General features: G+C 72.8%; 21 protein-coding genes and 1 tRNA gene. 8 read left to right on the plus strand and 14 right to left on the minus strand.

Annotated features, from left to right (window positions below):
• Nucleotides 1-42: 42 nt before the first annotated feature.
• The 4 genes from SGUI_RS02015 to SGUI_RS02030 are packed head-to-tail and all read right to left on the minus strand — an operon-like array spanning nt 43 to nt 3,541.
• Complete coding sequence (locus SGUI_RS02015; protein ID WP_157621696.1) at nt 43-528, minus strand: hypothetical protein; 486 nt, start codon at nt 526-528, stop codon at nt 43-45.
• A 57-nt stretch (nt 529-585) separates the two neighbouring features.
• Nucleotides 586-1,098, minus strand: a complete 513-nt coding sequence (locus tag SGUI_RS02020; RefSeq protein ID WP_066635614.1) for a DUF3830 family protein — start codon at nt 1,096-1,098, stop codon at nt 586-588.
• Entirely contained in the window at nt 1,095-2,531 is a 1,437-nt protein-coding gene (locus SGUI_RS02025) for an amidase (RefSeq protein WP_066635616.1), read from the minus strand. The genes SGUI_RS02020 and SGUI_RS02025 overlap by 4 nt, the downstream gene beginning before the upstream one ends.
• The gene (locus tag SGUI_RS02030; protein WP_066635619.1) at nt 2,528-3,541 is read right to left on the minus strand and encodes a D-2-hydroxyacid dehydrogenase; all 1,014 of its coding nucleotides are present in this window, start codon (nt 3,539-3,541) and stop codon (nt 2,528-2,530) included. Before SGUI_RS02030 ends, SGUI_RS02025 begins: the two co-directional genes overlap by 4 nt.
• 66 nt (nt 3,542-3,607) lie before the next feature.
• On the opposite strand from SGUI_RS02030, the gene SGUI_RS02035 reads away from it, so the two are divergent.
• Genes SGUI_RS02035 through SGUI_RS02050 form a run of 4 tightly spaced genes read left to right on the plus strand, consistent with a single transcriptional unit; the run spans nt 3,608 to nt 8,059 of the window.
• On the plus strand, nt 3,608-4,438 hold the full coding sequence (locus tag SGUI_RS02035) for a maleate cis-trans isomerase family protein (protein ID WP_237141426.1): 831 nt from the start codon (nt 3,608-3,610) through the stop codon (nt 4,436-4,438).
• Nucleotides 4,435-5,652 carry a M24 family metallopeptidase gene (locus SGUI_RS02040; protein WP_083190430.1) on the plus strand — a complete coding sequence of 406 codons (1,218 nt, stop codon included), beginning with the start codon at nt 4,435-4,437 and terminating at the stop codon, nt 5,650-5,652. Before SGUI_RS02035 ends, SGUI_RS02040 begins: the two co-directional genes overlap by 4 nt.
• Nucleotides 5,652-6,863, plus strand: coding sequence for an aminotransferase-like domain-containing protein (locus SGUI_RS02045; RefSeq protein ID WP_066635622.1), 1,212 nt, complete (start codon nt 5,652-5,654; stop codon nt 6,861-6,863). Before SGUI_RS02040 ends, SGUI_RS02045 begins: the two co-directional genes overlap by 1 nt.
• Nucleotides 6,860-8,059 (plus strand): M20 family metallopeptidase, encoded by a 1,200-nt coding sequence (locus SGUI_RS02050; RefSeq protein ID WP_066635623.1) that lies wholly within the window; start codon nt 6,860-6,862, stop codon nt 8,057-8,059. Before SGUI_RS02045 ends, SGUI_RS02050 begins: the two co-directional genes overlap by 4 nt.
• Here the strand turns inward: SGUI_RS02050 and SGUI_RS02055 are convergent.
• On the minus strand, nt 8,056-10,929 hold the full coding sequence (locus SGUI_RS02055) for an FAD-binding and (Fe-S)-binding domain-containing protein (RefSeq protein WP_066635625.1): 2,874 nt from the start codon (nt 10,927-10,929) through the stop codon (nt 8,056-8,058). The two genes, SGUI_RS02050 and SGUI_RS02055, sit on opposite strands and share 4 nt — an antisense overlap.
• Nucleotides 10,930-11,012: 83 nt before the next feature.
• Between SGUI_RS02055 and SGUI_RS02060 the strand changes: the two genes are divergently transcribed.
• Together SGUI_RS02060 and SGUI_RS02065 are read left to right on the plus strand one after the other, a co-directional pair.
• Complete coding sequence (locus SGUI_RS02060; RefSeq protein WP_066635627.1) at nt 11,013-11,777, plus strand: maleate cis-trans isomerase family protein; 765 nt, start codon at nt 11,013-11,015, stop codon at nt 11,775-11,777.
• Nucleotides 11,774-12,496, plus strand: coding sequence for a GntR family transcriptional regulator (locus SGUI_RS02065; protein ID WP_157621697.1), 723 nt, complete (start codon nt 11,774-11,776; stop codon nt 12,494-12,496). The genes SGUI_RS02060 and SGUI_RS02065 overlap by 4 nt, the downstream gene beginning before the upstream one ends.
• Here SGUI_RS02065 and SGUI_RS02070 read toward each other — a convergent pair.
• Nucleotides 12,484-13,989, minus strand: a complete 1,506-nt coding sequence (locus SGUI_RS02070) for an NAD-dependent succinate-semialdehyde dehydrogenase (RefSeq protein ID WP_202816600.1) — start codon at nt 13,987-13,989, stop codon at nt 12,484-12,486. The two genes, SGUI_RS02065 and SGUI_RS02070, sit on opposite strands and share 13 nt — an antisense overlap.
• 62 nt (nt 13,990-14,051) lie before the next feature.
• Between SGUI_RS02070 and SGUI_RS02075 the strand changes: the two genes are divergently transcribed.
• A complete protein-coding gene (locus SGUI_RS02075) occupies nt 14,052-15,302 on the plus strand; it encodes an aspartate aminotransferase family protein (protein ID WP_066635628.1) in 1,251 nt (416 codons plus the stop codon).
• 15 nt (nt 15,303-15,317) lie between these two features.
• On the opposite strand, the gene SGUI_RS02080 is transcribed toward SGUI_RS02075, so the two are convergent.
• The 4 genes from SGUI_RS02080 to SGUI_RS02095 all read right to left on the minus strand — a co-directional run bounded on the left by SGUI_RS02080 (nt 15,318) and on the right by SGUI_RS02095 (nt 20,878).
• Nucleotides 15,318-15,566 carry a nucleoside hydrolase gene (locus tag SGUI_RS02080; RefSeq protein ID WP_066635630.1) on the minus strand — a complete coding sequence of 83 codons (249 nt, stop codon included), beginning with the start codon at nt 15,564-15,566 and terminating at the stop codon, nt 15,318-15,320.
• A gap of 119 nt (nt 15,567-15,685) precedes the next feature.
• Nucleotides 15,686-17,332, minus strand: coding sequence for a BCCT family transporter (locus tag SGUI_RS02085; RefSeq protein WP_066635631.1), 1,647 nt, complete (start codon nt 17,330-17,332; stop codon nt 15,686-15,688).
• Between the two features lie 71 nt (nt 17,333-17,403).
• Nucleotides 17,404-18,969 carry a choline-sulfatase gene (gene betC, locus SGUI_RS02090; protein WP_066635633.1) on the minus strand — a complete coding sequence of 522 codons (1,566 nt, stop codon included), beginning with the start codon at nt 18,967-18,969 and terminating at the stop codon, nt 17,404-17,406.
• Nucleotides 18,956-20,878, minus strand: coding sequence for a BCCT family transporter (locus SGUI_RS02095; protein WP_066635634.1), 1,923 nt, complete (start codon nt 20,876-20,878; stop codon nt 18,956-18,958). The genes betC and SGUI_RS02095 overlap by 14 nt, the downstream gene beginning before the upstream one ends.
• Nucleotides 20,879-21,137: 259 nt before the next feature.
• Between SGUI_RS02095 and SGUI_RS02100 the strand changes: the two genes are divergently transcribed.
• Complete coding sequence (locus tag SGUI_RS02100) at nt 21,138-22,541, plus strand: IS1380 family transposase (RefSeq protein ID WP_066635635.1); 1,404 nt, start codon at nt 21,138-21,140, stop codon at nt 22,539-22,541.
• A gap of 228 nt (nt 22,542-22,769) precedes the next feature.
• Here the strand turns inward: SGUI_RS02100 and SGUI_RS02105 are convergent.
• From SGUI_RS02105 to SGUI_RS02120, 4 genes are all read right to left on the minus strand, one after another.
• Nucleotides 22,770-22,843 (minus strand) — tRNA-Pro (locus tag SGUI_RS02105).
• Nucleotides 22,844-22,908: 65 nt separating this feature from the next.
• Nucleotides 22,909-24,459, minus strand: coding sequence for a ribosome biogenesis GTPase Der (gene der / locus SGUI_RS02110; protein WP_083190431.1), 1,551 nt, complete (start codon nt 24,457-24,459; stop codon nt 22,909-22,911).
• Nucleotides 24,456-24,935, minus strand: coding sequence for a SufE family protein (locus tag SGUI_RS02115; protein ID WP_066635636.1), 480 nt, complete (start codon nt 24,933-24,935; stop codon nt 24,456-24,458). Before SGUI_RS02115 ends, der begins: the two co-directional genes overlap by 4 nt.
• A 3-nt stretch (nt 24,936-24,938) precedes the next feature.
• Nucleotides 24,939-25,802, minus strand: a complete 864-nt coding sequence (locus tag SGUI_RS02120) for a sulfurtransferase (protein ID WP_066635638.1) — start codon at nt 25,800-25,802, stop codon at nt 24,939-24,941.
• Between the last annotated feature and the right edge of the window lie 5 nt (nt 25,803-25,807).

Genomic DNA, 25,807 nt, shown 5'->3' on the forward strand with positions numbered 1-25,807 from the left:
CTAGGTGCTCGTCCTGGTGCGCCGATCCCGGCGACGCGCGACTCACCGCAGCTGTGACCGGTCTCTCACCTGGCCGCCGGGCACCTCGTCCCGGTCACCGACGGACAGCCGGGCGACCAGCCACACCCCGAGGAGCGCGTAGCCGAGCATCACCACCCACGAGGTGGCCTCGAGGAGGAGCAGCGGCCATCTGACCGACATCTGGCCCTCCGCGCCGAGCAGGACACCCTGCATCATCCACTGCACCAGGGTGCCCCCGACCACGCCGACGACCCCCGCGAGCAGCAGGCGTGGCGAGGGTCGACCCGGCAGCCGGACGACCCCCATCCGCTCACCGACCAGGACCGCGGTCGCGGCGATCGACACGCCGAGCAGGAGCGCGGACAGCTGGTAGGAGAGCCCGGCCACCCAGTACAGGCCCTGCGCCAGCGGCGTGTCCGGGGTCGGGCGCCACAGGGCCACCTGCGGCAGCGTGAGCACCACACCAGCGACGGCCAGACCGATGATCCATCCTCGACGACGTCCCATCCGACCACGTTACCCGTCCCGTGCGTCCGTCGGGCCGGACCAGGACGAGGGTCGTGCTCAGTCCTCGGCGCGGGCCAGGGTGAGGCGCTCGCCGCGGACGCCGCCCATCCAGAGGTCCTGGCACGCGGCGGCCATCTCGGCGAGACCCTCGACGACCTCGCCGAAGACGTTGCCGGGCACCCAGCCCTGGTCCCCGTTGACGAGCAGGTTGTTGCGCCCGTAGAAGACCGCCAGGTCCACGAGCCCGCCGCGGCCCGCGGCGCGGTGGTCCTCCTGCGTCTCGTAGCCGTAGGCCGCGTTGCCGAGCTGGTCCCCGTCGAAGGTGAACCAGCACAGGTCGCCCGGGATGGGGGTGATCGTGGTGTTCTCCCGGCCGGGCTCGTGCTCCTGCCCCGGGTGCGGCACCAGGGTGTAGATCTCGTTGCGGGCGTACTTGCCGTGGTAGACCTGCGCGCTCACCGGCAGCATGTCCCACACCGCCGCGCAGGTGCGCGGCGCCTCCTCGTCCAGGAGCCGGGCGCGGCAGGTGACCCCCCGCTGCTCGAGGGTGACGGTGACGTACCTGCTCATGCTCGTTCTCCTCGTCCCTCCGGGGCTGGGTCGGACAGCATCGGCGGCAGACCCGCCGGCGCGCGCCGCTCGACCGCGCGGCCCACCCGCAGCACCCGCGCGTCGTCGTGCCGGGCCCCGACCACCTGCAGCCCGATCGGGCGACCTTGCGCCGTGAGGCCGCAGGGCACGGACAGCGCCGGCTGCTGGGTCATGTTGAAGGGGTAGGTGTAGGGCGTCCACGACGTCCAGAGCGCCTCGCCGCCACCGGGGGCCTGGTGCCCGAGCTCGAACGCGGGGATCGGCATGGTGGGCGTGAGGAGCACGTCGTAGGTCTCGTGGAAGATCCCCATCCGGCGCCCCAGCTCCATGCGGACCGCCGTCGCGTCGAGGTAGGCGCTCGCGCTCGCCCCCTCACCGTGGCGCAGCACCGCCTCGCGCAGCCCGGGGTCGACCCGGTCCAGCGCGCCCGGCCCGTAGGCCTCGATCACCTTGGCGGCCCCGCTGAACCAGAGCACGTGGAAGGCGTCCACCGGGTCGGAGATGCCGGGATCCACCTGCTCGACCTGCGCACCGTCCTCGGCGAGCTGCTGCGCCGCGGCCAGCACCGCCTCCTCGACCTCCGGGTCGTTGTCGACGTCGAGGCCCAGGCGCGGCGAGACCGCCACCCGCAGGCCCTCCACCCCGTCCTCGAGGCCCTCCCAGAAAGATGCGGGCGGCTCGGGCAGGGCCGACCAGTCGCGCGGGTCGGGGCGGCCGACGAGGTCGAGCATGAGCGCGGCGTCGTCCACGCAGGTGGTGATGGGGCCGGCGTGCGAGAGGGTGCCGTAAGGGCTGGCCGGGAAGAGCGGGATCCGGCCGTAGGTCGGCTTGAGCGCGACCGTGCCGGTGAAGGAGGCCGGGATGCGCACCGACCCGCCCCCGTCGGTGCCGACCGACCAGGCGCCCATCCCGAGCGCGACCGCCGCCGCGGCCCCGCCGCTGGACCCGCCGGAGGTGAGCGTGGGGTCCCACGGGTTGCCGGTGTGCCCGTGCCGCAGCGAGTCGGTCACGCCCTTCCAGGCGAACTCGGGCGTGCTGTTCTTGCCGAGCAGCACGCACCCGGCCGCGCGCAGCCGCGCCACGGCGGGCGCGTCCTCGGGCCAGTCCTGCGGACCGCCCTCCTCGATGAGCAAGCTGCCCCGCAGGGTCGGCCAGCCCCGGGTGAGCAGGATGTCCTTGATGGTCGTCGGTATGCCGTCGGCCGGGCCGAGCGCGGCCCCGTCGGCCCAGCGCCGGGTCGAGGCGCGAGCCGCCTCCAGCGCCCCCTCGCGGTCCACCAGGACCATCGCGTGCACGAGCGGGTCGAGCCGCTCGATGGCCTCCAGCGCGCGCTCGGTCGCCTCCAGCGGCGTGGTCGACCCGTCGGCGTACGCGGCGGACAGCTCGCACACCGTCGGGCGCAGGGTGCTCACGAGGCCCCCTCGGAGCCCGACCCCGAATCCCGGCCGGGGACATACCCGAGGCGGGTGTCGACGACGCCGGTCAGCGGCTCCCCCGCGCGCCACCGCCGCAGGTTGGCGACGAACTGCTCGGCCAGGCGGTCCCGCCAGCCCACCACGTCGCCGGACAGGTGCGCGGAGGCCACCAGCCCCGGCGCGTCCCACAGGGGCGAGTCGTCCGGCAGCGGCTCGGTCCCGAAGACGTCCAGCGAGGCTCCCGCGAGGCGACCCTCGCGGAGGGCCGCGAGCAGGTCCGCCTCCACGAGGCTGGCCCCCCGGCCGATGTTGACCACGTGCGCCTCCGGGCGCATCGCCGCGAAGACGGCACCGTCGAGCAGCCCCCGCGTCTGCGGCGTCAGCGGGGTGGCGTTGACCACGTGGTCGGCCCAGCCGACGTGCTCGGCGAGCTCGTCGCTGCGCACGACCGTGCCGAAGTCAGGGTCGTCCTCGCGCTCGCGGCGGCCGGCGCCGCGCACCTCGCACCCCACGGCCCGCAGCAGCCGCGCGATCTCCCGGCCGATCCCCCCGGTGCCCACGACCAGCACCCGCTGCCCCTGCACCCGGGTGGTCTCGCGGTGGGCCCACTCGTGCTCCCGCTGCAGGCGCATGCTCTCGTGCAGCCGCTTCGCGTGGGCCAGGATGCTGGCGAGGACGAACTCGGCGATCGGTCGGTCGAAGACGCCGTGGGCGTTGGTGACGGTGACGTCCGAGCGCCGCAGGTCCTCGAAGAGGAGGCTGTCGACCCCGGCGGCCGCCACGTGGATCCACTCCAGGACGTCCGCCGCCGGCCACGCGTCCTGGACCGCGGCGGAGAAGAAGTCCCAGAGGAAGAGGGCGCGCGCCCCGGGCAGCGCCCGGGCCAGCTCCTCGGCCTGCACCACCTCGACCTCGACGTCCAGCTCGGCAGCCGCCGCATCCAGCTGGGACGGGGCGGCGAGGCCGGGAGCGGTGAGCACGACGACGCGCGGGCGGGGTCCGGTCACATCGAGACGGTAGAAAAGGCCGTGTCGGATTGTCAACAATCTCCCCCGTCAGGCATCGTGGTGCACGTGCAGGACAGCCTGACCGTGCGTGGAGCACGACCGCGACCGGGAGACGCGACGTCCCGACCCGGGACCGCGCTGCGGGAGCCGGGGGTCGGCGTGGTGGTCCCCTACGACTTCGCCCTCGACCGCGAGCTGTGGCGCTGGTGCCCGCCGGAGGCCACCCTGCACCTCACCCGCACGCCGCACCTGCCGCTGCCGGTCGGCCTGGCCCAGGCCCGCGCGGTCCGCGCGCCCGGCGCCGTCGGCCAGGCCACGCACGACCTGTCCACGGTGCGTCCCTCGGTCGTCGCCTACGCCTGCACCTCGGGCAGCTTCGTGGCGGGACCGAGCGGTGAGGTGGCGCTGCGCGAGGCGATCGTCGAGGCCGGCGCCCCGGCGGCGGTCACCACGAGCGGGGCCGCGGTCGCGGCCCTGCACGCCACGGGTGCGCACCGGGTGAGCATCGTCACCCCTTACGACGAGTCCGTCACCGACAGCCTGGGACGGTTCCTCACCGGGGCCGGGCTGGAGGTCGCCTCCGCGGGTCACCTGGGCCTGGTCGGGGAGATCTGGACCGTGCCGGGGTCCGTGACCGCCGACCTGGTGCGCGACACGGTATGCCCGGACGCCGAGGCGGTCTTCGTGTCCTGCACCAACCTGCGCACCTACGACCTCCTAGCACCGCTCGAGGCCGAGCTCGGCATACCCGTGCTCAGCGCCAACCAGGTCACCCTCTGGCAGGCGCTCGGGGCGATCGGGCTGAGCGCGGTCGGCCCGGGGCAGAGCCTGCTCGCGCACCGTCCCGGGCTCGGGGCGGGCTCGACCATCAGCAGCAGCGACGAGAGGCAGGGATGAGCGCGCTCACCGAGATCACCGAGGCCGCCCAGACGGCCGACCCCCACACGCTGCGCCCCGAGCACGAACGACGGATGGAGCGCACCCAGGAGGTGCTGCGCGAGCGGGGGCTGGACGCCCTGGTCGTCACCGACCCGGCGAACCTCTACTACCTCACCGGCTACAACGCGTGGTCGTTCTACATGCCGCAGGCCCTCCTGGTGCCGGCCGAGGGCGAGGCGCACCTCGTGCTGCGCGCCATGGACGCCAAGGGTGGGCACCACACCGCCACGCTCCCGCGCGAGCGGATCCACGGCTACCCCGAGCACTACGTCCACCGGCACGACATCCACCCCTGGGAGTGGATCGCCGCCACCGGGCGTGAGGTGGGCGCCCTGCCGGGGGGACGCGGCACGATCGCGATGGAGCTGGACGCCCACTTCTTCTCCCCGCGGGCCTACCTGGCCTTCGGGGCAACGCTGCCGGAGGCCGAGCTGGTCGACAGCCGGGAGCTGGTCAACTGGCTGCGGGTGGTGAAGTCGGACACCGAGATCGCCCTGCTCCGTGCGGCCGGCGAGGTCACGGTGCGCGCCATGACGGCGGCGATCGAGGCCCTGCGCGCCGGCCGCCGCCAGTGCGACGTGGTGGCGCAGATCCAGCACGCGCAGGCGCACGGGACCGAGGCGCTGGGGGGCGACTACCCGGCGATCGTGCCCATGCTGCCCAGCGGCGAGACCGCGGGCACGCCGCACCTCACCTGGGTGGAGGAGCCGCTGCGGCAGGGGGAGGCCACGACCGTCGAGCTGGCGGGCGTCCACCGGCGCTACCACGTGCCCCTCGCGCGCACGGTGAGCCTTGGCGCTCCCCCGCCGCGGCTCGCCCGCACCGCCGAGGGCACCGGCCTCGCGCTCGACGCCGCGCTGCGGACGATGCACCCGGGCGCGACCGCCGCCGACGTCCACGCCGCCTTCATCGCCGAGCTCACCCGGCACGGGCTCCGCAAGGACTCACGGATCGGCTACTCCATCGGGATCGGCTACCCCCCGGACTGGGGCGAGCGCACGGTCAGCCTGCGCGCCGAGGACCCCACCGTGCTGGAACCTGGCATGTGCTTCCACATGATCCTCGGGATGTGGATGGACGGCTGGGGCTACGAGACCTCGGAGTCGGTGCTCGTCACCGACGCCGGACCTGAACTGCTCGCACCCCTCGACCAAGGACTGGTGATCCACTGATGACGACCGACACCCCGACCACGCTGCCGCTGGGCTCCCGCGCCGACTACCTCGTCGGCTCGGTGATCGACTCCAGCACCTCGCTGCTGGCCAAGCAGACCCACGACATCGTCCGCTTCGCCATGGGCAGCCCCGCCGCCGAGGCGATCCCCACCGAGCAGCTCGGGGAGGCGGCCCGCACCGGCCTCACCGGCGCCGACGCCTTCGACTACGCCGCGACCGAGGGCGATCCGCCGCTGCGGACCGCGCTGCTGGAGATGCTGGAGGGCACCACGGACGCGACCACCGACGAGCGGCTCACCATCACCGCCGGCGGCATGCAGGGCTTGGACCTGGCCGCCAAGCTCTTCATCGACCCGGGCGACCTCGTGACGGTCGAGTCGCCGACCTACACCAACGGCAGCGCCACCGCCCTGGCCTACCAGGCCGAGCTCGCCGAGATCGAGGTCGACGAGGACGGGATGTCGATCGACGCCCTGCGCGTGGCCGTGGACCGGGCGGGCCGCACCCCCAAGCTCATCTACACCGTGCCCACCTTCCAGAACCCCTCGGGCACCTCGATGTCGCTCGCCCGACGGCAGGAGCTGCTGGAGCTGGCCCGCGGGTGGGGCAGCGTCGTCCTCGACGACGACCCCTACGGCATGTTGCGCTTCGCCGGCGACCCTGTGCCCAGCCTGCACGAGCTCGCCGACGGCGACCCCCTCGTGTTCTCGGTGCGCACCTTCTCCAAGATCATCGCCCCCGGGCTGCGGGTCGGGTGGGTCGACGCCGACCCCTCGCTCGGCCAGCTGCTCATCCACGCCAAGCAGTCGATGGACACCTGCACCAACCTCCCGGCCCAGCGGATGGTCGCCGAGTTCCTCCGCGCCGGGCACCTGGAGGAGCACCTCGCCACCCAGCGGCTGGAGTACCGCCGGCGCAAGGAGGCCATGCAGGAGGCCCTCACCGAGCACTTGTCCGGGCGGGCGACCTGGACCGACCCCGAGGGCGGCTTCTTCCTCTGGGTCAGCTTCGGCACCGGGCTCGACACCGAGGCGCTCTTCGAGACCGCGCTCGCCGACGGCGTGGCCTACATCCCCGGCAACGCCTTCTCCCCCGGCCGCCGCTTTCCGCACGACCTGCGGCTGTGCTTCGCCTCGACGCCCCCGGACCGGATCCGCGAGGGGGTTGCCCGGCTCGCGCGCGCCGTCGACGCCGTGGAGGCCCGGTGACCCCGGGCGGGACCGCTGCCCTCGACACGATCACGGCCGAGCGTCTGGTCCCGCTGGCCCAGGCGCTGGTCCGGGCACCGGGGGCCAACCCTCCCGGGCAGGAGGCGGCCACCGCCGCCGTGCTCGCCGACCTCGCTCAGCAGCTGCACCTCGAGGTGGAGCAGCACGAGGTGGCGCCCGGTCGCCCCAACGTGCGCGTCACGCTCCCCGGGCAGAACGGTCCCGGCCTGCTCTTCCTCGGGCACACCGACGTCGTGCCGCCGGGCGAGCTCGCGGACTGGAGCGACGACCCGTATGCCGGTGGCGTGGTCGACGGGCGGCTGGTCGGGCGCGGGAGCGCCGACATGAAGGGCGGACTGGCCGCCGTCCTGCTGGCCCTGGCCATGGTGCGCGAGAGCGGGATCGTCCCCTCCGGGCCCGTGCTCCTCGACGCGCTGTGCGACGAGGAGCAGAACGGCCTGGGCATCCGGGACCTCGTCGCCGGCCCCCGTCCGGACCTGCTGGGCTGCGTCGTGGCGGAGCCCACCGACCTGACCACGGTGGTCGCGGCACGGGGCGCGTCCTACCTGCACGTCGAGGTGCGCGGCGTCGCGGCCCATGCCGGTCGCCCCGAGGACGGCCGCAACGCCATCGGCGGCGCCGCGCAGGTCGTCGCCGACCTGGAGCGCTGGCACGAGGAGCTGCGCGGCGACGTCCATCCCCTCGTCGGGCCGGCGACGCTCAACGTGGGCGTCATCGCCGGCGGGACCTCGGGCTCGGCGGTCCCCGACCTGTGCCGGGTCGAGGTGGACCGGCGGCTGCTCCCCGGCGAGCCGGTCGAGGCGGTGCTCGAGACCCTGCGGGGCCGGCTGGAGCGGCTCGATCTCGGCTCGCGCGGCCTGACCTGGACCCTGTCCTCCCCCATGGACATGCCGGGCTTCGAGACCCCGCCGGAGCACCGCTTCGTCACCAGGGTCGACGGGGCGATGAGCGCCGCCGGCCGCGGCGCCGCTCCCCTCGCGGGCTGGACCGCCGCCTGCGACGGCGGCTTCGTCGCGGACGCGTGGGGCATACCGGTCGTGGTCCAGGGCCCCGGGTCCGTGTCCGACCAGGCGCACCGTCCGGACGAGTCGGTCGCGGTCGAGGAGCTCGTCGTCGCCGCCCGCGGCTACGCGCGCACCGTCCTGGAGCTCATGCAGCCCACGGGGCTGGTCTAGGAACCCTCGAGCCCGTCGGCGAGCAGCTGCGCCAGGTGCCGGCCCCGCCGGTCGGTGAGCGAGGCGATCTGGGTCCGGCAGGAGAAGCCGTCGGAGAGGACCTCGGTGCTCGGTGCCGCCGCGCGCACCGCCGGTGCCAGGACCCGCTCGCCCACCTGCCGGGACAGCTCCTCGTGGCCCGCCTCGAAGCCGAAGTTGCCCGCCAGGCCGCAGCACCCGGAGTCAGGCACCTGCGCCCGGATCCCGGCCCGCTCCATGAGCCGGCGGTCCGCGTCGAAGCCCAGCACGGAGTGCTGGTGGCAGTGCACCTGCACGAGCGCGTCCTTCCCGACCTGCGGCGGCTCCCAGTCCGGCGCCCGCTCGGCCAGCGTCTCGGCGAGGGTGCGCACCTGGGTCCTCGCCAGGGCGGCCAGCGGCTCGTCCGGGAGCAGGTCGACCGCCTCGTGCCGGAAGACGGCGGTGCAGCTCGGCTCGAGGCCGACCACCGTCGCCCCCGCGCGCAACGCCGGCCCGATCGTCTCCAGCGAGTGCCGCAGCACCCGGGCGGCGACCCCGAGCTGACCGGTGGAGATCCACGTCAGCCCGCAGCAGACGGGGCCGCGCGGCAGGTGCACCTCCATCCCGGCGTCCTCGAGCACGGCGACGGCCGCCCGCCCCACCTCGGGCGACAGGTAGGTCGTGAAGGTGTCCGGCCAGAGCAGGACCTTGGGCCGTCCCTCCTCCCGCACCGGCCGGTGCTCGCGACGGAACCACGAGGTGAAGGACCGCGGCGCGAAACGCGGGACGTCCCGGCCGGGGGCGATGCCGCCCGCCCGCTTGAGCAGCCCGGCCGCCGCGGAGCCGGTCACCGCGTTCGTCGCCCCGGGCGCGAGCGACGCGGCGCGGGCGAGCACCGGCAGCCAGCCCATGGACCAGTGCGACCGCGGCCGGGCCCACGGGCGGCCGCGGTAGTGCTGGTGGGTGAACTCGGCCTTGTAGCCGGCCATGTCGACGTTGACCGGGCAGTCCCCGACGCACCCCTTGCAGGACAGGCACAGGTCGAGGGCGTCCCTGACCTCCTCGGCGCGCCACCCCTCGGTGATGACATCGCCCTCCATCATCTCGAAGAGCACGCGGGCGCGCCCGCGGGTGGAGTGCGTCTCGTCCCGGGTGACCTGGTAGCTGGGGCACATCACCCCGCCGGAGGTCTGGATGCACTTGCCGACGCCGACGCACCGGCGCTGCGCCTGCGCGAAGCTGCCGGCGTCCTCGGTGAAGGCCAGCGCGGTCCGCCCGTCGAAGCCGGCCGCGTGCCCGTGCTGGCGCAGCGCCGTGTCCACCGCCGGAGGGTCGACGATGACCTGCGGGTTGAGGAGCCCGTGGGGGTCCCAGGCACGCTTGACCCGGGCGAAGAGGGCGGTCGCGTCGGCGCCGTACATCCGCTCCAGGAGCCCGCCACGGGCCCGGCCGTCGCCGTGCTCCCCCGACACCGAGCCGCCGAGACCGACGACGAGGTCGGTGGCCTGCTCGACGAAGGAGCGGTAGTCGCGGACGCCGGCATCGCTGACCAGGTCGAAGTCGATGCGCAGGTGCATGCAGCCCTCACCGAAGTGCCCGTAGGAGGCGCCCGAGTAGCCGAACCTGCCCATGAGCTCCTCGAGGCCGGTGAGGTACTCGCCGAGCCGCTCCGGCGGCACGGCGGCGTCCTCCCACCCGGCCCAGGCCTCGGCGCCGTCGGCCCGGCGGGTCGCCAGCCCGGTGCCGTCGCGGCGGCAGCGCCAGAGCACGGCCTGTGCACCCGGCTCGGTGACCACGGCCGCCGTGCTGCGGGCTATGCCGTCGCGCACCGCCGCGGCCACGTCCGCCGCCCGGCGGCGCGCGTGCCCCTCGTCCTCGCCCCCCACCTCCACGAGCAGCCACATCCGGCCCTCGGGCAACCCGGCGTCCTGCGCCTCGCGACGGGTGTCGTCCGGCAGCCGCTCGACCAGGGTGGCGTTGATCGACTCCATCGTCAGCGGCTCGTGCGGCAGGACCAGCGGCACGCTGCGCGCCGCCGAGACCGCGTCGGGGAAGCCCAGGGCGAGCAGCACCACGGCCGGGGGCGGCTGCACCAGCGCGACCGTGGCCTCCAGGGTGGTCGCCAGGGTGCCCTCGCTGCCGCACAGCAGCCGGGCGAGGTCCACCTCCCCCGAGGGGCCGGGGAGCAGGTGCTGCAGGGCATACCCGGAGATCTGCCGGCTGAAGGTGCCGAACCGGCGCTCGATGAGGGTGGCGTTGTCCCGGCCGAGGTCGGCCATGGCCCGGCGCAGGTCGGCCATCGCGGGATCCGGCACCGCCGGGCCGGAGGGACCGGGCGCCCCGATGCGGGCCTGCCTGCCGTCGGCGGTGAGGACCCGCAGGCTGCGCACGTTGTCCGCCGTCGTCCCCCAGGCGACCGAGTGCGCGCCGCAGGCGTTGTTGGCGATCATGCCGCCCACGGTGCAGCGGCTGGCCGAGGACGGGTCCGCGGCGAAGGTCAGGCCGTGCTCCCTGGCCGCGGCGACGAGGGTGCCCAGGACAGCCCCGGGCTGCACCGTCGCCGTCCGCGCGACCGGGTCCAGGTCGAGGATCGCATCGAGGTGACGGGAGACGTCGACGACGACGCCGCCGAGGGCGTTGCCCGCCATCGAGGTCCCGGCCCCGCGCAGCGCCACCGGCGCCCCCGCCTCCCGCGCCAGCCCCATCGTCGTGACGAGGTCCGCCTCGTCACGGGGCAGGACGACCAGGTCGGGCACGACCCGGTAGTTCGACGCGTCGGTGGCGTAGAGCGCCCGCCCGAGCGGGTCCTGTCGCACCCTGCCGCGCACCTGCGAGGCGAGGCTCGCCCCGAGCCGGGCGACGTCGTACGGCATACCTGCCCTCCGTTCCGCGATTGTCTACAATCTAAGCATCAACCAGCCCGGCCAGGACGGCCGGAGAGCGAGGGGTGTGGGCGATGAGCACGATCGGGATCCTCTATCCCGGACACAGCGCCGAGGACGACTACCCGTGGGTGGAGGCCAACCTGCGCTCCCAGGGCCACGACGTCACGCTGCCGCTCGTGCACACCAGCGTCGGGGAGGACGCGCACCGGGTGGACGCCCTGCTCGACCTCGGCGGGGCGGACCGGCTGGCCGCCGGCGCGGACCGGCTGCCGCGCGGCTGCGACGGAGTCGTGTGGGCCTGCACCTCCGGCAGCTTCGTCTTCGGGGGCGCCGGCGCGCGCGAGCAGGTCGACCGGCTCGCCGCGCACACGGGACTGCCCGCGACCTCCACCTCCTGGGCCTTCGTGCGGGCGTGCCGGCTGCTCGGGGTCTCCCGGGTGGCCGTCGCCGCGTCCTACCCCCAGGACGTCGCCGAGGCCTTCGTGGCCTTCCTGGACGAGGCCGGGATCACCGTCACCGCCATGGGCAGCCACGGCATCGTCACCGCCGCGGAGGTCGGCACCCTGGGCCGGGCGGACGTGCTCCGCCTCGCCGCGGGGGTGGACCGCACCGGGGCGCAGGCGGTGCTCGTGCCGGACACCGCCCTGCACACCCTGCGCTGGCTCGAAGAGCTCGAGACCGGGCTCGGCACCGTCGTCCTCACCGCCAACCAGGTGAGCGTCCACGCCGGGCTCGGGCTGGTCGGAGAGGTCCCCGCCGTCGACGGTCTGGGCGCGCTCTTCGCCGAGGGGACACGGCAGGATCGGGTCGCGGACCGGGCAGGAGCAGCCACATGACGGCACACATCTCGCGCGGCCCCTCGCCCGCGCTGCACCCCGTGACCCGCGAGTCCACCCCGAGCATCGTGGCCGCCCGCATCCGCGAGGCGATCGCGCTCGGCGAGATCGCGCCGGGCAGCCAGCTCGGCGAGGTGGAGTATGCCGCGCGCCTGGGGGTGAGCCGCGGCCCGCTGCGCGAGGGGCTGCAACGGCTGACCCAGGAGGGCCTGCTCGTCGCGCACCCCAACCGCGGGCTCTTCGTGGTGGAGATGACCGACGCGCGGGTGCGCGACCTCTACCTCGCCCGGTCGGCGATCGAGCGGGCAGCCGGTGGGCGGATCCACGAGACCACCCCGTCGGCCGCCTCCACCGCGCTGCTCGAGGTCGTCGACGACATGGCCGCCGCCGCGCAGGAGCAGGACGTGCGGGAGGTCAGCCTCGCCGACATCCGCTTCCACGAGGTGCTCGTCGAGCACGCCGACAGCCCGCACCTGTCGCGCATCCACGCGACGCTGCTCACCGAGACGCGCATGTGCATCCACCTGCTCGAGCCGACGTATGCCGTCGACGAGGCCCGGGTCGGCGAGCACCGCGACATCGCCCTCGCCTTCGCCGGCGGCGACCCCCGGCATACCGACGCGCTCATCGTGCACCACATGCAGGACGCGCTGCGCCGGCTCACCGGGTCGGCGGCCGGCAGCGTCATCGACGAGGCCGGCGGACCTCAGCCCTCCTGAGCGGGGCGGGGCCCGGCGATCCCGACGTACTTCACCTCGAGGAACTCCTCGATGCCGAGCGCGCCGCCCTCGCGGCCGAGTCCGGACTCCTTGATCCCGCCGAAGGGGGCCGCCGGGTTGGAGACGACGCCCTGGTTGAGACCGACCATGCCGGCCTCGAGGCCCTCGGCCATGCGCAGGGCGCGGTCGAGGTCCCGGGTGTAGACGTAGGACACGAGGCCGTAGGGGGTGTCGTTGGCCAGGCCCAGCACCTCGCCCTCGGTGGTGAAGGGGGTCAGCGGCGCGACCGGCCCGAAGATCTCCTCGCCCGCCATCCGCGCGTCCGGCGAGACGCCGGTGAGGACGGTCGGCGGGTAGAAGTAGCCCTCGCCGTCGGGCACCTCTCCCCCGGTGAGCACCTGAGCGCCGCCGTCGACCGCGTCCTGGACGAGCTCGGCGACCTTGGTCTGGGCCGCGTCGTCGATGAGCGGGCCGACCTTGACGCCCTCCTGCGTGCCGGGACCGACGGTCAGCGCGGACATCTCCTGCGCGAGGCGGCGACCGAACTCCTCGACCACGGGCTCCTCGACGTAGATCCGGTTGGCGGCCGTGCACGCCTCGCCCATGTTGCGCATCTTGGCCGCCATCGCCCCGGCGACGGCGTCGTCGAGGTCGGCGTCGGCGAAGACGATGAAGGGCGCGTTGCCGCCCAGCTCCATCGAGGTCCGCATGACCCGCTCGGCGCACTGCTCCAGCAGCACCTTGCCGATCTTGGTCGACCCGGTGAAGGACAGCTTGCGGGCGAGCCCGGAGCGGATCATGGGCTCCATGACCTCGCCGGCGTGCGTGGTGGTCACCGCGTTGACCGCGCCGGCGGGGACCCCCACCTCGGCGAGGATCTCCACGAGCGCGAGCATCGACAGCGGGGTCTGGTGGGCCGGCTTGATGACGCTGGTGCAGCCGGCCGCGATCGCCGGGCCGATCTTGCGGGTGCCCATCGCCATGGGGAAGTTCCACGGGGTGATGAGCAGCGAGGGGCCGACCGGCTGGCGCATGGTGAGGAAGCGGGCGTTGCCGGCCGGCGCGGTCTGGTAGCCGCCCTCGATCCGCAGCGCCTCCCCGGCGAAGTGGCGCAGGAACTCGGCGGCATACGTGATCTCGCCCTTGGCCTCGGCCAGCGGCTTGCCCATCTCCAGGGTCATGACCATCGCCAGCTCGTCGGCCCGGTCCATGACGGCGACGTACGCCGCGTTGAGCCAGTCCGCCCGCTCCCGGGGTGAGGTCGCGGCCAGCTCGGGCTGCGCGGCCGCGGCGGCCTCGACGGCGCGCCGGCCGTCGTCCGGGCCGGCGTCGGCGACGCTCGCGATGGGCCGGCCGGTGGCCGGGTCGAGCACGTCGAAGCGCTCGCCGCTGCCGGCCGGGACCCACTCGCCGGCGATGAACAGATCGGTGGGCACGCGGTCCACCGCCCCGCCCGGGTCCTGACCCTCGACGCCTGCTCGTCCCTCGCTCACAGCTGCCTCCTCATGCGGTACGTTCGGATTGTCAACAATCTACCAATCGCAGGAGACCGATCGTGGCGCACCTCAGCCCGCTGCTCAAGCAGGCCACTCCCGTCATCGCCCAGCGCGGCGAGGGAGCCATCCTCTGGGACGAGCAGGACGAACGCTACCTCGACTTCACCGCGGGCATCGGTGTGACGAGCACCGGGCACGCCCACCCCGACGTCGTGGCCGCCGCGCAAAGGCAGATCGGCAAGCTCATCCACGCGCAGTACACCACCGTCATGCACCGTCCGCTGCTCGACCTCGTGGACCGCATGTCCGAGGTCCTGCCCGCGGGCCTGGACTCGATGTTCTTCGTCAACTCCGGGTCGGAGGCCGTCGAGGCCGCGCTGCGGCTGGCCCGGCAGGCGACCGGCCGGCCCAACGTCATCACCTTCCACGGCGGCTTCCACGGGCGCACCGTGGCCGCGGCCTCCATGACCACCTCCGGCACGAAGTTCCGCTCCGGCTTCGCGCCGCTCATGCCCGGCGTCGCCGTCTCCCCCTTCCCCAGCCCCACCCACTACGGCTGGAGCCAGGAGGAGGCCACCGCCTTCGCCCTGCGCGAGCTGGACTACCTGCTGCAGACGGTGAGCTCGCCGCAGGACACCGCGGCCTTCCTCGTGGAGCCGGTGCTCGGTGAGGGCGGCTACGTGCCCGCCTCGGCGGAGTTCCTCGCCGGGCTGCGGGAGCGCGCCGACCGGCACGGCATCCTGCTCGTGCTGGACGAGGTGCAGACCGGCTGGGGCCGGACCGGCCGGTTCTGGGGGCACGAGCACTTCGGCGTCACCCCCGACGTGCTCATCACCGCCAAGGGGATCGCCTCCGGCTTCCCCCTCTCGGGCATCGCCGCGTCCGAGGAGCTCATGAGCAAGGCCTGGCCCGGCTCCCAGGGCGGGACCTACGGGGCCAATGCGGTGGCCTGTGCCGCCGCCCTGGCGACGCTCGACGTCATGCAGCGCGAGGACCTCGTCGGCAACGCCGCCGCCCGCGGCGAGCAGCTCCGCGGCCGCCTGCAGGCCGCGGCGGACGGGCATACCGCCATCACGGACGTGCGCGGGCTCGGCCTCATGCTCGGTGCGGAGTTCCGCACCGCCGACGGCACCCCGGACGGCGAGACGGCCGCCCGCGCCCAGCAGGCCGCCGCCCGGCACGGGCTGCTGCTGCTGACCTGTGGCGCCTGGTCGCAGGTCGTGCGCTTCATCCCCGCCCTCGTCGTGACGCCGGAGCAGGTGGACGAGGCCGGCGACCTCTGGGAGAAGGCCCTGGCCGACGTGCTCTGACGCGTCCCGTCCGGTTCAGCCGAGCCGGGCGGTGAGCCGCTCCACCGAGTCCACGACGAGGTCGCAGAAGCGGGCGTGGTCGATCCCGGTGGCGACGGTGGGCCGGAAGTCGACCTGCTCGACCGCCGTCCCCCCGAAGTGGCGCATCCCGCGCTGCTCCTCGAAGTTGCACACCGTCATGCCCGTCGTCCACCTGGCCGCAACCTCGACGCGCACGTCGGCCTTCTCCGTGGTGAACATGCCGGGGTCGATGAGGGCGGCCACGCACCAGGGGGCGGGAGGAGCCCCGCGCGACCGGGACCTCGACGCCGTAGGCGGCGCATGCCCAGGATCGCAGTCCAGGATGATCTTCTCCATGGACCACGATCCTGGGACGGGCGGCCTCAGCCGGTGGGGGTGCCCTCCGTGTCGCGGGTGGTCGTCTCGTCCTCGGAGTCGCGCAGGATCTCCTCCTGCGGCGAGATGCTGTCGTCGCCGCGCTCGACCCGCCGCTTCTCCGACCTCAGCCCGATGAGCAGTGCCGGGATCATGGCGAAGACGAGGATGAAGATCGGCAGCCCGACGACGGTGATGACCTCCTGCAGCGCGGGGATGGCCTCGTCCCCGCCGAGGACGATGAGCAGCGCGGCCAGGGCGCCCAGGCAGAAGGCCCAGAAGGCGCGCTGGGGCACCGGGCCCTCCTCCTCGTCGCCCGAGCAGAGCATGTCGATGACGAGCGCCGCGGAGTCCGCCGAGGTCGCGAAGAACAGGGCGACGATGACGACCACGAGGCCCTGCATGACCGGGGTCCACGGGAAGTTCTCGAAGAAGGTGAACATCGCGAGCGGGACGCTCTCGGCGACCGCGGCAGAGATGGGTCCGCCGTCGCCACCGATCCCGTCGATGTTCATCGCCGACCAGCCGAAGATGACGAACCAGATGAGGGTGAACAGGGAGGGCGCGACGAGGACGCCGCCGATGAACTCCCGGACCGTGCGGCCCCGGGAGATCCGGGCCAGGAAGACGCCCATGAAGGGTGCCCAGGTGACGGTCCAGGCCCAGTAGAAGACGGTCCAGCCGGCCTGCCAGCCCCAGCCGTCGGCCTGGGTGGTGTTGGCGAGGGCGTCGTTCCAGAAGGCCAGCGCGGGCAGCGCCGCGATGTAGTTGCCGGCGCTCTCGACGAGCTCGCGCAGCAGGAAGACCGTTGCCCCGCCGGTGAAGAGCACGAAGAGCATCATGCCGACCGCCATACCGATGTTGAGGTTGGACAGGCGCTTGATGCCCTTGTCCAGCCCCACCGCGACCGAGGTCGTCGCCACGGCGGTGAGCACGGTGATGACCAGCACGCGGACGAGGACGTTGTCCCCGACCCCGGTGAGCTCGGAGAGCCCCGCGCTGATCTGCGAGGTGCCCAGGCCCAGGCTCACGGCCAACCCGAAGACCGTGCCGAGCACGGCGAAGACGTCGATGGTCTTGCCGATCGGGCCGTGGATCCGCTCCTTGAGGAAGGGGTAGAAGACCGAGCTCACCCGCATGGGCAGGTCGTAGCGGTAGATGAAGAAGCCGAACGCCAGGCCGGGCAGGGTGAAGATGGCCCAGGTGTGCAGGCCCAGGTGGTAGAGCGCGATGTTCATCGCGTCCTCCGCCGCCGTGGCGCTGTAGGGCTCCACGCCCGGGAAGGGCGGGGTGGTGAAGTGCGAGATCGGCTCGGCCACGCCCCAGAACATGAGGATGGTGCCGATGCCGCCGGCGAAGAGCATGGTGAACCAGGACACCTTGCCGTAGGCCGGCTCCTCGTCCCCCTTCCCCAGCTTCAGGCTGCCGAACCGGCTGATCGCGATCCAGATGAGGAAGATCAACCAGGCGGTGACCCCGAGGATGAAGAACCATCCGAGGTTGGTCGTCACCCAGGTCCGCGCTGCTGCGAAGCCCGCGCCGATGCTCGCGGGGAAGATCAGCAGCAGGGCCAGGATGAGGACCATGAGGCCGGCCGAGGTGAAGAAGATCTGCGGGTTGGTGCGCAACCCGAGGCGTTGGGCAAGTGCGTCCACGGTGTTTTCCCTACGGCTAGAGTTTGTCCTTTTGTTGACAATCTGACCTTAGCGAGACCTGTTCCGCATGGCTAGCCTGACGCCCCGCCGTGCCGCGCGTCGCTGCGGACCCGACCATAACCCAGGGCTCCCCAGAAGTCGCCCCGCACGTAGCGCTGCTCGGCCTCCGGCACCAGGTCCCACGGGCGGCGTCGACCCGTGCTGAGCGCCTCGGCCACGAGGGTGCGTCGCCGCTGGCTGGCACGCACCGACTCACCCAGCGCGGCGAGGTCGTAGCGGCTCTCGACCTGGGCACGCATCGACTGCGCCGCCTCGGCGAGCTCGGGGTCGCTCACCCGGTCGTGCAGCTCGTCCGGGTCGGAGTCCAGGTCGAAGAGCTGGTCCGGGTCCCCGGGGCAGACCACGAGCTTGAGCGGGCCACGGACGACCGTGACCTGCGGGTGGTGGGTCCCCTCGGCGAGGTACTCGACGACGACGTCCCGGTCCGTGGGCGGGGTGCCGGCCTGCTCCCGACGGGCGCTCTCCAGCAGCGACAGACCCTGGGCGGTCGGCGGAGGGTCGACGTCCCCGAGCTCGAGCAGCGTCGGGAGCACGTCGAGCAGGCTCACCGGGTTGGCGAACCTGCCCTGCGGCACGAGGCCCCAGGGGTCGTGGACGATCATCGGGACACGGGAGGACTGCTCGTAGGGCGACATCTTGAACCAGAGCCCCTTCTCCCCCAGCATGTCGCCGTGGTCGCTGGTGAGGATGACCACCGTGTCATCGGCCAGTCCGAGGGCCTCCAGCCGGGCCCGGATCCGCCCCACCATGTCGTCGACGTAGCTCACGGCCGCGTAGTAGGCGCGCCGGGCCTGGTGCACGTCGTCCGGGCTCGGCGGGCGGCGGTCCAGACCGCACATCTGGCGCAGCCGGTGGCTGTGCGGGTCGGCCTCGGCGTCCGGCACCTCCGGGTGGGCCGGCGGCGGGATGTCGGCGTCGGCCAAGCGCTCCCAGTGCTCGGGCGGCGGCTCGTAGGGGTCGTGCGGATGGATGAAGGAGGCGACGAGCAGGAAGGGCTGCCGCTCCCCCGCCGCCTGGTCGGCGCGCGCCCGGTCGTTGAGGTGCCGCAGCGCGCTGAAGACGACCTCGTCGTCGAAGTCCTGCTGCACGGTCGCCACGGATGCTCCGGCGTCGAGGACGGGAGCGACGTCGTGGTACCACTGCAGCGGCCGGTCCAGGGGATGGTCCCAGTCGGGCACCATGTCGAGGTCGGCGGGGTAGACGTCGGTGGTGAGGCGCTGCTCGAAGCCGTGGTGCTGGTCCGGACCGATGAAGTGCATCCGTCCCACGAGGGCCGTGTGGTAGCCGGCCGACCGCAGGAGGTGCGCGAAGGTCGGCTCGGTCGCCGCGAAGTCGTCGCCGTTGTCGTAGCAGCCCAGGTCCGAGGGCAGGCGACCGGTGAGCATGGAGGCCCGCGAGGGGGCGCACAGCGGGGTGCTGCAGTATGCCCGGTCGAAGACGGCGGCCCCGCGCGCCAGCTCGTCGATGTGGGGCGTGCGCGCCGCCTCGGCCCCGTAGGCGCCGACGTGGTGCGGCGCCAGCTGGTCGGCCTGGATCAGGACGATGTTGGGCCGTCGGCCACTCTCAGTCCTCCTCACGTCGTGCGTCCTCTCCGTCGGCGGTCCATCCGTCCTCCCACTCCCCCGTCTCGTAGCTGTAGCCCACCGGCTCCCCGTCCTCGTCACGACGCTGGTACCAGTCGGTGTAGCTCTCGTCCTCGGAGTCGATGTGCGCCCCGGCGCCGTCCCCCGGACCGGCCTTGCCCACCTGCAGCGAGAAGTCGTCGCCGTGCTTCTGCACGCCCTCGATCACCGCATGCTGCACGGCGCTCTGGGCATACAGGTGACGCAGCGTGGCGGGATCGGTGCGCAGGTCGCGGACCCACGCCACGACGATGAGCAGCATGACGAGCGCGAACGGGACCGCGGTGACGATGACGAGCTGCTGCAGCCCCTGGAGCGCGGTGGCGTCACCGAGGGAGAGCATGACGACCGCGATGCCGGACATCACCAGCCCCCAGAACACGACGACGCCGCGACGCGGCGACTGGTCGCCCCGGCTGGACAGCATCCCCATGACGACCGAGGCCGAGTCGGCCGAGGTGATGAAGAAGATCGACAGCACCACGATCGCGACGTAGGGCACCCAGGCGACGTAGTCCAGGTTGTCGATCATCGTGAAGAAGACCTGCGCGGGCGCCAGGTCCGCCGCGAAGCCCGGCAACCCCTCGCGGTACATCCACATGGACGTCCCACCCATGACGCCGAAGGCGACGAAGAGCATGGTCGAGGGGATGAGGATGGTGCCCAGGAGGAACTGCCGGACCGTGCGGCCGCGGGAGATGCGGGCGATGAAGATCCCGACGAAGGGCGACCAGGAGATCCACCAGGCCCAGTAGTAGACCGTCCAGGCCGACTGGAAGGCCTGCGTCTCCTCGCCCCAGGAGAGGGACCGGCCCATCATGTCGAACATCGACCCGACGTACTCGACCATCGCCGAGGGGAGCAGGTTGAGCAGGAAGAGCGTCGGGCCGAGGACGAGCACGATCCCGACGATGCCGACGGTGAGCACGATGTTGATGCTGGACAGGTAGCGGATGCCGCGGGCCACGCCGGACACGGCCGAGACGATGAAGCCGGCGGTGAGCACCAGGAGGATGACGACGAGCAGCGTGGTGGTGAGCTCCCCGACCCCGGTGACGATGCTCACGCCGGTGCCGATCTGCATCGCGGCGATCCCGAGCGCCGCAGCAGTGCCGAAGAGGGTGGCGATGATCGCGAAGGAGTCGACGAGCTTGCCCGCGAAGCCGTCCGTGCGCCGCGCCCCGAACATGGAGCGGAAGACCGAGGACATGAGCAGGCTGCGGCCCCGGCGGTAGGCCGAGTAGGCCACCGCTCCCCCGACGAGGGCATACATCGCCCAGGCGTGGAAGCCCCAGTGGAAGTAGGTCTGCGCCAGCGCGCCGTGCAGGGCCTCGACCGACTCGGGCTCCGCGGTGAGGGGTGGCGGCGTGACGAAGTAGGTGAGCGGCTCGGAGGGGCCGAAGAAGAGCACGCCGATCCCGATGCCGGCGGCGAAGAGCATCGACACCCAGGCGAAGGTGCTGAACTCGGGCTCCTCCCCGTCCTTGCCCAGCGGGATGCGCCCGTAGGGCGAGCAGGCGATGACGAGCAGCACGAGCAGGACGATGATCGCGACGCTGTTGAAGAGCCATGACACGTTGGTCGTGGACCAGTCGAAGGCCGCCTGCGCCACCGTGGCCACGCCCTCGGGGTCCGCCACCCCCCAGATGACGAAGATGACCGTGAGGACGCCGGCGAGGACGAAGACCGTCCTGCTCAGCCCGTAGCGACGGCGCTGCTCGTCGATGGAGATGCCCGGGACGAGGGCGGGGTGGATGCCGTGCGGGTACTCGGGCCGTCGGTAGTCGAGCCGTCCGAGGCTCCTGCCCGCGCGTCGGGCCTCGTCCTTGAGCTTGCTCTTGGTCGGTCGTTCCTGGGTGGACATGGGCTCAGGCTCCCTCGTCGTCGCGGTTCCGCTGCAACCTACCGGTCCACGGGCGAGGACGCACCGTCGCGTCCCGAAGGAGAGCCATACCGACGCCGCTTCCACGCCTTGAGGACGAGGTCGGGATCGGACGGCTTAGCCTCGATCCACCGATGACCTGGGGGTTGTGAGCGTGCCGTAACGAGGAGATGCCCTGCCGTGCTGGGAGATTGGGACTTGCGACGGTTCCAAACTGCCACCCCGGAAGGGCATCTCTGGGATGAGACTCTCTCACAGGTTCACGGCCGACTCCGCGCTGTTCGACGACCCGAACTTGGTGTCGGCGGCGGGCCTGGTGCCGGTGATCGCACTGGCCGAGCGGGCCGGGCTCGGTGAGCTCTCGCAGCAGCGGCTCAGCGTGCCCACGGACAAGGGCGCCAACGCGGGGGCGAAGGTGTGTGCGCTGGTGGGCGGGATGGTCGCTGGGGCGGACAGCATCGATGACATGGCGCTGCTGCGCCACGGCGCGATGAAGAAGCTCTTCTCCGCCTGCTACGCACCCTCGACGCTGGGCTCGTTCCTGCGGGCGTTCACCTTCGGCCACGTCCGCCAGCTGGATGCCGTCGCCTCCCGGGTGTTGACCAACCTGGCCCGCCTCACCCCGGTGGTCAAGGGCCTGGACGAGTACGCGGTGGTGGACGTGGATGACACGATCATCGAGGTCCACGGGTACGCCAAGCAGGGCGCCGGGTTCGGCTACACCCGGGTGCGCGGGTTGAACGCGCTGCTGGCCACCGTGTCCACCGACCAGGCTGCCCCGGTGGTCGTGGCCCAGCGGCTGCGCAAGGGCTCGGTCGGCTCCCCGCGGGGAGCCGACCGGCTGGTCGCCGACGCCCTGGCGACCGTGGCCAGGATGCGCAGCAACCAGGCAAGCCGGCCCGTTCTGGTGCGTGCAGACTCGGCGTTCTACGGGTACCCCACCATCGGTGCCGCCGTCCGGGCCGGCGCGGAGGTCTCCGTCACCGTGCGGCTGACCAGCAGCATCCGGGCCGCGATCGCCACCATCGACGAGCAGGCGTGGACCCCGATCGAGTACACCGACGCCATCCGGGACGAGAGCACCGGGGCGTGGATCTCCCGTGCCGAGGTCGCCGAGGTCCCCTTCACCGCGTTCACCGCTCAGGCCCGCTCCCATCACGTGCCCGGCCGCCTGGTCGTGCGCCGCATCCCTGACCTGAACCCCAAGAAGGGTGAGGGCCAGGACCAGTTGTTCGACACCTGGCGCTTCCACGCGTTCTTCACCACCACCGACGCCGACCTCCTGGACACCGTCGCCGTTGACAAGGTCCACCGCGCCCACGCGGTCATCGAGAACGTCAACGCTGACCTGAAGAGCTCTGCCCTGGCGCACCTGCCTTCCGGCAAGTTCGCCGCGAACGCCGCGTGGCTCGTGCTCGCGGTTCTCGCGTTCAACCTCACCCGTGCCGCCGCCACGCTGACCGGCCACCAGCTGGCTCGAGCGACCACCGCCACCATCCGCCGGACCATGGTCACCGTGCCCGCCCGGGCAGCGTCCTCGGCCCGGCGACTCCGTCTGCACCTGCCTACGAACTGGCCCTGGCAGCAGGCCTGGAAGCGACTGTTCACCACCGTCTGCGGACCACCCCTACCGGCCACGACCTGACCGCTCAGCCGGCGACGGCGCAACCCCAGGAAACCTGCACGTGGAACACCCCGACAGCGAGGTCGGGAGATCTCCTACGCCCGCTCCCCAGAATCGCCTACGCGGTCGGCAACGCCCCACTCAACGACGTCTGTCGGTGGATCGAGGCTTAGGCTCCTGAAGCTGGCCCTCCCGGCGCCGGGCATGAGGAAGCCCTGATGAGAAGGGCTTCTCATCAGGGCTTTTCCGTCGGGATGACAGGATTTGAACCTGCGACCCCCTGACCCCCAGTCAGGTGCGCTACCAAGCTGCGCCACATCCCGAGGCCCTTCTGGGCGAGCATCAGGTTAGCCCATCGCCCACCCGCCGGCCCAATCGCCGCGGGCGGTCAGCGGCGCCGCTTCTCGCGCACCCTCACGGAGATCTCGATCGGGCTCCCCACGAAGCCGTACTGCTCGCGCAGCCGCCGCTCCAGGAACCGCCGGTAGCCCGCCTCGATGAAGCCCGAGGCGAAGACGACGAAGCGCGGAGGACGGGTGTCGGCCTGGGTCGCGAAGAGGATGCGCGGCTGCTTGCCGCCCCGCACCGGGTGCGGCTGCGCGGCGACGACCTCACCGAGGAAGCCGTTGAGCTTGGCCGTCGGGATGCGCCGGTCCCAGGAGGCCAGCGCGGTGTCCAGCGCGGGCACGAGCTTGGCGACGTTGCGCCCGGTGGCCGCCGAGATGTTGACCCGCGGCGCCCAGGTGATCTGCACGAGCTCGCGCTCGATCTCCCGCTCGAGGTAGTAGCGCCGCTCCTCGTCCAGCGTGTCCCACTTGTTGTAGGCCACGACGAGGGCCCGGCCGGAGTCGACCACCTGCTGGATGACCCGGATGTCCTGCTCGGCGATCGGCTCGGAGACGTCGACGAGGACGACCGCCACCTCCGCCTTCTCCAGGGCCGCCTGCGTGCGCAGCGAGGCGTAGAAGTCGGCGCCCTTGGCCTGGTGCACCCGCCGGCGGATGCCCGCGGTGTCGACGAAACGCCATACCCGGCCGTCGTCGCCGAGCTCGATGAGCTCGTCCACGGGGTCGCGGGTGGTCCCGGCCACGTCGTCGACGACGACCCGGTCGGAGCCGGCGAGCTTGTTGAGCAGCGAGGACTTGCCGACGTTGGGGCGCCCGAGCAGCGCGACCCGGCGCGGGCCGCCCTCGGGGGTCGGACCGGCCACCGCGGACCGCTCCGGCAGCACCTCGAGCAGGGCGTCGAGCACGTCGCCCGAGCCGCGGCCGTGCAGCGCCGAGACCGGCCAGGGCTGACCCAGCCCCAGGCTCCAGAGCATCGCGGCGTCGGCCTCGAAGCGCTGGTCGTCGACCTTGTTGGCGACGAGCACCACCGGCTTGCCGGAGCGCCGCAGCAGGCGCACGACCTGCTCGTCGGTGTCGGTGGCGCCGACGGTCGCGTCGACGACGAACATCACGGCGTCGGCGAGCTCGACGGCGACCTCGGCCTGCTCCGCGACCCGCAGGTGTATGCCCGTGGCGTCGACCTCCCAACCGCCGGTGTCGACGAGGGTGAAGCGGCGCCCGGACCAGTCCGCGTCGTAGGAGACGCGGTCGCGGGTCACGCCCGGCACGTCCTCGACGACCGCCTCCCGGCGTCCGATGATGCGGTTGACCAGGCTCGACTTGCCCACGTTGGGGCGACCGACGACGGCCACCACCGGCCGGCCCCCGACGTCCTCCCCCACGTCCACGGGCAGCTCGCCGCGCTCGACGAGCGCCTGGTCCTCCTCGGACAGCTCGAAGTCGACGAGCCCGGCGCGCAGCGCCTGCTCCAGCGCCTCGTCCTGCTCGCTGGCCTCGAGGTCGGGCAGCTCGTCGGGGTCGCCGACGGTCCACTCCACCTCGACCTCGTCGACCTCGGCGTCGCCGGACCGCCGGCCGTCCTGCTCGGTCATGCGCGCTCCCCTGCAGCGATGGCGTCGGAGCGCAGCCGCACCTGGCGCTTGATCCGTCCGAGCATGCCGACCATGCCGCGCATGCGCAGCGGCGAGACGGCCTCGGCCAGCCCGAAGCGGTAGGGCGCGTCGTCGGGCACGTCGAGCACCTGCTGGGCACCCAGCCCGTCCAGCCCCTCGTGCAGGATGCCGGCGAAGCCGCGCGTGGTCGGCGCCTCGGCCGGGGCGTCGAAGAACAGCCGCACGGTGCGGTCGGCGTCGTCCCCGACCTCGACGGCGAGGAAGAGCGGCGACTGGCACTCGTCCACCCGCTCCATCTGGTCCAGGTGGCCCTCGTAGCGCTCCGGCAGGCCGGGCAGCTCGCGGGAGAGCTCCAGCAGCAGCTGCAGCCGGTCGGACTGGCTCACCGCGTGGAACTCCTCGGCGAGCTCGGCCATCGCCTCCGGGAGATCGGCGCGGTCGGTCTCTGCAGGCATACCTCAGCGCTCCACCGGCACACCGACCGAGTTGCCCCACTCGGTCCAGGAGCCGTCGTAGTTGCGGACGTTCTCGAAGCCCAGCAGGTGGGTGAGCACGAACCACGTGTGGCTCGAGCGCTCGCCGATGCGGCAGTAGGCGACGACGTCGTCGGAGGTCGCCAGGCCCTGCTCCTGCTGGTAGATCTCCTCCAGCTCTTCGCGCGACTTGAAGGTGCCGTCCTCGTTGGCCGCACGGGCCCACGGCACCGACTTCGCCCCCGGGATGTGGCCGCCGCGCATGGCGCCCTCCTGCGGGTAGTCGGGCATGTGCAGCAGCTCGCCGGAGAACTCACCGGGCGAGCGGACGTCGACCATCGGCTGCCCGAGGTGCTCCAGGACGTCGGCCTTGAACGCGCGCACCTGGGTGTCGTCGCGCTCGACGACCGGGTAGGACGCCGGCGTCACCTCGGACGCACCGGCGGTCATCTCCCGGCCCTCGGCGATCCAGGCGGCGCGGCCGCCGTCGAGCAGCCGGACGTCCTCGTGGCCGAAGAGCGTCATGACCCAGAGGGCATACGCGGCCCACCAGTTGGAGCGGTCGCCGTAGATCACGACGGTCGTGTCGCGGCCCACGCCGCGGGCGCCCATGACCTCGGCGAAGCGCTCGCCGTCGACGTAGTCGCGGGTCACCGGGTCGTTGAGGTCGGTATGCCAGTCGAGCTTGCGGGCGCCGGGGATGTGGCCGGTGTCGTAGAGCAGGACGTCCTCGTCGGACTCGAGCACGACGACCTGCGGGTCGTCGAGGTGCTCGGCGAGCCACTCGGTGGTGACGAGACGCTCGGGGTGGGCGTAGGCGGAGATCTTCTCGGAGTTCTGCGTGCTCATGTCGT

This window comes from Serinicoccus hydrothermalis, from assembly GCF_001685415.1.
Classification (GTDB): Bacteria; Actinomycetota; Actinomycetes; order Actinomycetales; family Dermatophilaceae; genus Ornithinicoccus; species Ornithinicoccus hydrothermalis.